Annotated in this window: 2 tRNA genes and 3 rRNA genes; all 5 read left to right on the plus strand. The window is 53.2% G+C overall.

The annotated features are described in order from the left end of the window. The first annotated feature begins 359 nt into the window (after nucleotides 1–359). The 5 genes from KF708C_RS33960 to rrf all read left to right on the plus strand — a co-directional run bounded on the left by KF708C_RS33960 (nucleotide 360) and on the right by rrf (nucleotide 5,553). A 16S ribosomal RNA gene (locus KF708C_RS33960) occupies nucleotides 360–1,891 on the plus strand. Nucleotides 1,892–1,952: 61 nt separating this feature from the next. Next, nucleotides 1,953–2,029 (plus strand) — tRNA-Ile (locus tag KF708C_RS33965). Between the two features lie 7 nt (nucleotides 2,030–2,036). Then, nucleotides 2,037–2,112 (plus strand) — tRNA-Ala (locus tag KF708C_RS33970). 315 nt (nucleotides 2,113–2,427) lie between these two features. Continuing rightward, nucleotides 2,428–5,306: ribosomal RNA gene (locus tag KF708C_RS33975) — 23S ribosomal RNA — on the plus strand. Nucleotides 5,307–5,439: 133 nt separating this feature from the next. Next, nucleotides 5,440–5,553, plus strand: a 5S ribosomal RNA gene (gene rrf, locus KF708C_RS33980). Together the 16S, 23S and 5S rRNA genes with 2 tRNA genes alongside form the textbook arrangement of a ribosomal RNA operon. Nucleotides 5,554–5,574: the final 21 nt, after the last annotated feature.

Consider the following 5,574-nt stretch of genomic DNA (forward strand, 5'->3'; position numbering starts at 1 on the left):
TGGGTGAGGTTGGTGGCGCGGATGGCGCGGCTGGCCGAAGCAAAAAAAGATTGCGAAACCTGTTGACGAAACGTAGAAAGTTCTTCATAATCTCGTTTCTCTGCTGCTGACAACGAAGCAGCGACGCGGTAAGCAAAGCGAACCGCGGCAAGTTCTTTAACAAACAAACAACCGATAAGTGTGGGCGCTTGATAGCGGACGCGGGAGACTTCGGTCTTCTAGCTTACAAGTTATAAAGTGCTCGCACAGTAAACATGTTCGGTTCTTCTTCGGGAGGATCGAGTCAGTTTTCTGAGAGTGAGCGACCGCTCGAAAGAGCGAGGTTTCAGCAGGTAACTGCGCGGAACCACACAGGTATTGAACTGAAGAGTTTGATCCTGGCTCAGATTGAACGCTGGCGGCATGCCTTACACATGCAAGTCGAACGGCAGCACGGGAGCAATCCTGGTGGCGAGTGGCGAACGGGTGAGTAATACATCGGAACGTGCCCTGTCGTGGGGGATAACTAGTCGAAAGATTAGCTAATACCGCATACGACCTGAGGGTGAAAGCGGGGGACCGTAAGGCCTCGCGCGATAGGAGCGGCCGATGTCTGATTAGCTAGTTGGTGAGGTAAGAGCTCACCAAGGCGACGATCAGTAGCTGGTCTGAGAGGACGATCAGCCACACTGGGACTGAGACACGGCCCAGACTCCTACGGGAGGCAGCAGTGGGGAATTTTGGACAATGGGGGCAACCCTGATCCAGCAATGCCGCGTGTGTGAAGAAGGCCTTCGGGTTGTAAAGCACTTTTGTCCGGAAAGAAATCCCCTGGGTTAATACCTCGGGGGGATGACGGTACCGGAAGAATAAGCACCGGCTAACTACGTGCCAGCAGCCGCGGTAATACGTAGGGTGCGAGCGTTAATCGGAATTACTGGGCGTAAAGCGTGCGCAGGCGGTTTTGTAAGACAGGCGTGAAATCCCCGAGCTCAACTTGGGAATGGCGCTTGTGACTGCAAGGCTAGAGTATGTCAGAGGGGGGTAGAATTCCACGTGTAGCAGTGAAATGCGTAGAGATGTGGAGGAATACCGATGGCGAAGGCAGCCCCCTGGGACGTCACTGACGCTCATGCACGAAAGCGTGGGGAGCAAACAGGATTAGATACCCTGGTAGTCCACGCCCTAAACGATGTCAACTAGTTGTTGGGGATTCATTTCTTCAGTAACGTAGCTAACGCGTGAAGTTGACCGCCTGGGGAGTACGGTCGCAAGATTAAAACTCAAAGGAATTGACGGGGACCCGCACAAGCGGTGGATGATGTGGATTAATTCGATGCAACGCGAAAAACCTTACCTACCCTTGACATGCCACTAACGAAGCAGAGATGCATCAGGTGCTCGAAAGAGAAAGTGGACACAGGTGCTGCATGGCTGTCGTCAGCTCGTGTCGTGAGATGTTGGGTTAAGTCCCGCAACGAGCGCAACCCTTGTCTCTAGTTGCTACGAAAGGGCACTCTAGAGAGACTGCCGGTGACAAACCGGAGGAAGGTGGGGATGACGTCAAGTCCTCATGGCCCTTATGGGTAGGGCTTCACACGTCATACAATGGTGCGTACAGAGGGTTGCCAACCCGCGAGGGGGAGCTAATCCCAGAAAACGCATCGTAGTCCGGATCGTAGTCTGCAACTCGACTACGTGAAGCTGGAATCGCTAGTAATCGCGGATCAGCATGCCGCGGTGAATACGTTCCCGGGTCTTGTACACACCGCCCGTCACACCATGGGAGTGGGTTTTGCCAGAAGTAGTTAGCCTAACCGCAAGGAGGGCGATTACCACGGCAGGGTTCATGACTGGGGTGAAGTCGTAACAAGGTAGCCGTATCGGAAGGTGCGGCTGGATCACCTCCTTTCAAGAGCGTGCAGAAGTTGTTGAGCGTTCACACTTATCGGTTTGTTTGGTGTTACAGCCAAGGGTCTGTAGCTCAGGTGGTTAGAGCACCGTCTTGATAAGGCGGGGGTCGTAGGTTCAAGTCCTACCAGACCCACCAAGTTATCGGGGGATTAGCTCAGCTGGGAGAGCACCTGCTTTGCAAGCAGGGGGTCGTCGGTTCGATCCCGTCATCCTCCACCACTTACTTTGAGTGAGACGTACAAGTCAAAGACTTGTGCGACCTTGGATTGGTTAGTCCAAACGCAAGCGCTTAGTCTTGAGTGCTTGCGTTTGGCTTTGCCAAGACGATGGAAACATCGGCTGTTCTTTAACAATATGGGATGTAGTAAAGGTGTCGTGAGCGTTGATGAGACGCTGAAGTAAAACACGATACCGGGTTGTGATTGTATCAACCAAATGTATTTTAAAGTGATCGAAAGATGACTTGGAATACGGCACAAATGCGAGAACTCAACCTGTAGGAAGCGTGACTCGAAAGAGACACACTTGTTATAGGGTCAAGCGAACAAGTGCATGTGGTGGATGCCTTGGCGATCACAGGCGATGAAGGACGCGGTAGCCTGCGAAAAGCTTCGGGGAGCTGGCAAACAAGCTTTGATCCGGAGATGTCCGAATGGGGAAACCCGGCCCGAATGGGTCATCCCTGACTGAATACATAGGTCAGGGAAGCGAACGCGGCGAACTGAAACATCTAAGTAGCTGCAGGAACAGAAATCAACCGAGATTCCCAAAGTAGTGGCGAACGAAATGGGAAGAGCCTTGTACTCTTTAGCAGTGTTGTTAGCAGAACGGTCTGGAAAGGCCGGCCATAGCAGGTGATAGCCCTGTATGCGAAAACAGCGTTGTGGAACTAGGTGTACGACAAGTAGGGCGGGACACGTGAAATCCTGTCTGAAGATGGGGGGACCATCCTCCAAGGCTAAATACTCGTGATCGACCGATAGTGAACCAGTACCGTGAGGGAAAGGCGAAAAGAACCCCGGGAGGGGAGTGAAATAGATCCTGAAACCGCATGCATACAAACAGTCGGAGCCTGGAAACGGGTGACGGCGTACCTTTTGTATAATGGGTCAGCGACTTACATTCAGTGGCAAGCTTAACCGATTAGGGAAGGCGTAGCGAAAGCGAGTCCGAATAGGGCGTTCAGTCGCTGGGTGTAGACCCGAAACCAGACGATCTATCCATGGCCAGGTTGAAGGTGCGGTAACACGTACTGGAGGACCGAACCCACTAACGTTGAAAAGTTAGGGGATGAGCTGTGGATAGGGGTGAAAGGCTAAACAAGTCTGGAAATAGCTGGTTCTCTCCGAAAACTATTTAGGTAGTGCCTCGTGTCTCACCTTCGGGGGTAGAGCACTGTCATGGTTGGGGGGTCTATTGCTGATTACCCCGCCATAGCAAACTCCGAATACCGAAGAGTGCAATCACGGGAGACAGACATCGGGTGCTAACGTCCGGTGTCAAGAGGGAAACAACCCAGACCGCCAGCTAAGGTCCCAAAGATTGGCTAAGTGGGAAACGAAGTGGGAAGGCTAAAACAGTCAGGAGGTTGGCTTAGAAGCAGCCACCCTTTAAAGAAAGCGTAATAGCTCACTGATCGAGTCGTCCTGCGCGGAAGATGTAACGGGGCTAAGCCAGTCACCGAAGCTGCGGATGCACGTAAGTGCATGGTAGGAGAGCGTTCTGTAAGCCTGTGAAGGTGTCTTGTAAAGGATGCTGGAGGTATCAGAAGTGCGAATGCTGACATGAGTAGCGATAAAGGGGGTGAAAAGCCCCCTCGCCGTAAGCCCAAGGTTTCCTACGCAACGTTCATCGGCGTAGGGTGAGTCGGCCCCTAAGGCGAGGCAGAGATGCGTAGCTGATGGGAAGCAGGTTAATATTCCTGCACCGTCGTATGATGCGATGGGGGGACGGATCGCGGAAGGTTGTCCGGGTGTTGGAAGTCCCGGTCCCTGTATTGGAGAAGGCGCTTAGGCAAATCCGGGCGCGGAATTCAAGGATATGGGGCGAGCGGCCTAGTGCTGCGAAGCAATTGGAAGTGGTTCCAAGAAAAGCCTCTAAGCTTCAGTCATACGAGACCGTACCGCAAACCGACACAGGTGGGCGAGATGAGTATTCTAAGGCGCTTGAGAGAACTCGGGAGAAGGAACTCGGCAAATTGGTACCGTAACTTCGGGATAAGGTACGCCCTTGTAGCTTGACTGGCCTGCGCCAGGAGGGTGAAGGGGTTGCAATAAAATGGTGGCTGCGACTGTTTAATAAAAACACAGCACTCTGCAAACACGAAAGTGGACGTATAGGGTGTGACGCCTGCCCGGTGCCGGAAGATTAAATGATGGGGTGCAAGCTCTTGATTGAAGTCCCGGTAAACGGCGGCCGTAACTATAACGGTCCTAAGGTAGCGAAATTCCTTGTCGGGTAAGTTCCGACCTGCACGAATGGCGTAACGATGGCCACACTGTCTCCTCCCGAGACTCAGCGAAGTTGAAGTGTTTGTGATGATGCAATCTCCCCGCGGCTAGACGGAAAGACCCCATGAACCTTTACTGTAGCTTTGCATTGGACTTTGAACCGATCTGTGTAGGATAGGTGGGAGGCTTTGAAGCGTGGACGCTAGTCTGCGTGGAGCCGACCTTGAAATACCACCCTGGTTTGTTTGAGGTTCTAACCTTGGCCCGTGAATCCGGGTCGGGGACAGTGCATGGTAGGCAGTTTGACTGGGGCGGTCTCCTCCCAAAGTGTAACGGAGGAGTTCGAAGGTACGCTTGGTACGGTCGGACATCGTACCTAAAGTGCAATGGCAAAAGCGTGCTTAACTGCGAGACCGACAAGTCGAGCAGGTGCGAAAGCAGGACATAGTGATCCGGTGGTTCTGAATGGAAGGGCCATCGCTCAACGGATAAAAGGTACTCTGGGGATAACAGGCTGATACCGCCCAAGAGTTCATATCGACGGCGGTGTTTGGCACCTCGATGTCGGCTCATCTCATCCTGGGGCTGTAGCCGGTCCCAAGGGTATGGCTGTTCGCCATTTAAAGAGGTACGTGAGCTGGGTTTAAAACGTCGTGAGACAGTTTGGTCCCTATCTGCCGTGGGCGTTGGAATCTTGACGGGGGCTGCTCCTAGTACGAGAGGACCGGAGTGGACGTACCGCTGGTGTACCTGTTGTCTCGCCAGAGGCATCGCAGGGTAGCTATGTACGGAAGAGATAACCGCTGAAAGCATCTAAGCGGGAAACTCGCCTGAAGATGAGGATTCCCTGGAGGCTTGACCTCCTTGAAGGGTCGTTCGAGACCAGGACGTTGATAGGCTGGGTGTGGAAGCGCAGTAATGCGTTAAGCTAACCAGTACTAATTGCCCGTAAGGCTTGATCCTATAACCAGTGTGTTTCTGCCTGGTTGACGTATCGCGTGCCGCTGCTCAGCAGCTTGGCCGATACAAGACACAACCTGACTACATCCCTATTCGTTGCGTTGGCCGACAAGCCCAGCGCAACACACCGCTCATGCCTGGTGACCATAGCGAGTTGGAACCACCCCTTCCCATCCCGAACAGGACCGTGAAACGACTCCACGCCGATGATAGTGCGGATTACCCGTGTGAAAGTAGGTAATCGCCAGGCTCTCTCTTGAAACCCCTCAGT

This window comes from Cupriavidus basilensis (genome assembly GCF_000876015.1).
GTDB classification, from domain to species: Bacteria; Pseudomonadota; Gammaproteobacteria; order Burkholderiales; family Burkholderiaceae; genus Cupriavidus; species Cupriavidus basilensis_B.